The following is a 1719-nucleotide window of genomic DNA, read 5'->3' as shown; positions in this document are numbered from 1 at the left end:
GGTTGTCAGTGCACCAAGCAATGGGCAAACTCAAGTAACCGCAACGGGGGCAATCATTTACACCGCCAATGCAGATTACTATGGTGACGACAGCTTTACTTACACAGTTAAAGACAGCAATGGCGCGATATCTAACCTTGCTACTGTCACCATGACTGTAAACCCAGTCAATGATGCGCCGGTGGCACAAACGCAAACCCTTAGCCTTGATGAAGATGCAAGCTTATTGATCACATTGCTTGCGACAGACATCGAAAATGACAGCTTAACTTATCGCATTGATACTGATGTCGCACACGGAACGCTAGTTCAACAAAGCAGTGATAGTTGGTTGTATACACCTGCGGCAGATTATAACGGCAGTGATAGTTTCACGTTTGTAGCCAATGATGGTGCGTTAGATTCAGCTCCTGTTAGTGTTAACTTAACCGTTAATGCTGTAAATGATGCCCCTGTTGCCAGCGCTGCAGCGGTGTCAGTAAATGAAGATACGCCACTGACTATCAACCTTACCGCCAGCGATATCGAAGGCGATACCTTAACGTATCAAATAAGCAGTCAGCCACAAAATGGCCGTGTTACATTGACTGGCTCGCAAGCAATATACCAAGGTGAGAGTGACTTCTTTGGCACCGATAGCTTCAGCTTTGTTGCTAACGATGGTAGCGTGGATTCAGCACCAGCGGTGATCACAGTGACCGTGAGCAGTGTTAATGATGTGCCAGTGATCAGCGGTTCACCGACTGTGTCAGTGAGTGAGAAAATCACTTATAGTTTTGCGCCAACGGCAACTGACACCGAGGGCGATAACTTAACCTTTAGCATCAGTAATAAACCAAGTTGGTTGAGTTTTGATAGCAGTACCGGGTTGCTCAGTGGTACCGCTGTTAACAGCGATGTGGGTGTGTACAGTAATATTGTGCTCAGTGTCAGCGATGGCATGGGTACGGCGAGCTTACCGGCATTTAACTTAACGGTGATCAACGTCAATGACGCACCAACGATTGGTGGTGTTCCAGCATTAAATGTTGATCAAGATACGCCTTATAGCTTTACCCCAACAGCCAGCGATATTGATGGCGACAGCTTAACCTTTAGCATTAGCAACAAGCCGAGCTGGGCAAACTTTGATAGCAGCACTGGGCAGTTGTCAGGTATGCCAAGTAATGATGATGTCGGCGTAAATAACAACATTATTATTTCAGTATCAGACGGCGCGATTACTACAGCATTGAGTAGCTTTAATCTCACCGTTAAGAACGTTAACGATGCACCGACAATCAGTGGTACACCGAACACCACGGTAAGCGAAGACAGTCAGTATCAGTTTACGCCATCAGTGCGTGATATTGATGGTGATAGCCTCAGTTTCAGCATCATTAATAAGCCAAGTTGGGCAAGCTTTGACACCAGCACGGGTGAATTAGCGGGCACGCCACAGAACGAGGATGTGGGCAGCTACGCGGCTATTACTATCAGTGTTAACGATGGCACAGATAGCGCCAGTTTAACGCCATTTACATTAGAGGTTACCAACACCAACGATGCGCCGGTAGGGCAAAACTTCGCGTTTAACCTCGATGAAGCCGCGACTTTAACCGTGGCACTTGCAAACGGGTTATTAAGTAACGCCAGCGATGATGATGCAGGCGACACACTCAGCGCAGAGCTGGTCAGTCAACCACAATTTGGTAGTGTCAGCTTAAACAGTGATGGTAG

The 1719-nt window shown here is 47.1% G+C and carries 1 protein-coding gene; it reads left to right on the top strand.

Annotated features, from left to right (window positions below):
• On the top strand, positions 1 to 1719 hold a 1719-nt coding region (locus H5200_RS23055), incomplete at both ends, for a tandem-95 repeat protein (protein ID WP_182762809.1).

The organism is Pseudoalteromonas sp. SG43-7, from assembly GCF_014164295.1.
Lineage (GTDB): Bacteria > Pseudomonadota > Gammaproteobacteria > Enterobacterales > Alteromonadaceae > Pseudoalteromonas > Pseudoalteromonas rhizosphaerae.
Note: the sequence above shows the minus strand (reverse complement) of the source record. Positions and strands in the feature narration are given on the sequence as shown.